The 906-nt window shown below is 43.4% G+C and carries 1 protein-coding gene; it reads right to left on the bottom strand.

The window, feature by feature from the left end; translation table 11 throughout:
• Positions 1-178: 178 nt before the first annotated feature.
• Positions 179-772, bottom strand: coding sequence for a PD-(D/E)XK nuclease domain-containing protein (locus DW819_RS15050; RefSeq protein WP_243025905.1), 594 nt, complete (start codon positions 770-772; stop codon positions 179-181).
• Positions 773-906: the final 134 nt, after the last annotated feature.

The following is a 906-nucleotide window of genomic DNA, read 5'->3' as shown; positions in this document are numbered from 1 at the left end:
CGCCGAGGCGCGGTTGCTTCGGCAACCATCTACCTTTGCGCCGAGTGCGCATCCTCGCGGAGCGTTTTTGTATGATAGGATGCAATTTCCTATCATACAAAAAAAACAGCTGACCAATTTGATCAGCTGCTCTTGAATGCTGTTTTAAGAATTTTTCGTTGCACACTCATGATTTTAGCTATTGATTCGGAAGCACTTCCGTTATTGCTCTACACCGTTTTTTGCAGAAAGTAATGCCGTACAAACGAATATCTTTCCGATCATCGTTTATGAGGAATTCCTGGTAACGGCGATCCTGGATCTGATCAAGAGCTTTCTGGCAGGCAGTTTCCATTTCATCAAAGCTCTTTGTATACTTTAGTTCAATGACAATACCAGCGTCCGGGTCGTCCGTCTCCACAATAATATCTGCGAATCCCTCCCACGCTTCAACATTTGATTTTACAAGCCAGTCAGCATTTCCTGTCAGGATGCCAACAAGAAGATTATGATAGGAACTTTCTTTTTCTTCCTTTCTTGCTTTTGTGTCAAATACACTGATGGAATTACTCAGTACACGGTTTAAATACTGCTCGATTCCTTCTGTATCCCCTGCTTCAACAGCTTTCCAGAATGCATTCAGGCGCTCCGTATTACTGAAAATTGATTTCTTAAACCATTCGTTTATTTGAAGCTGAAAAACCTCCCGCACTTCCCGATTCGGAATAACCAGGCGGTAAGCTCCCTCTTCTGTCCTGCCTACCTGCGTAAGATATCCGGTTGTAAAGAGCACACTCCAGAGATTTCTGCATTTTTTGTCATCATAAAAAACACCGCCCTTCTGACATCATTATATCAGAAAAGCGGTTCTAACAATAGCAAAACCCAGCAAAAGCGGGGCTTTGTCTACAGTCTGGGGGGGACAAA

Origin of the sequence: Clostridium sp. AM33-3, from assembly GCF_003480315.1 — a bacterium.
GTDB lineage: Bacteria > Bacillota > Clostridia > Lachnospirales > Lachnospiraceae > Brotaphodocola.
Note: the sequence above shows the minus strand (reverse complement) of the source record. Positions and strands in the feature narration are given on the sequence as shown.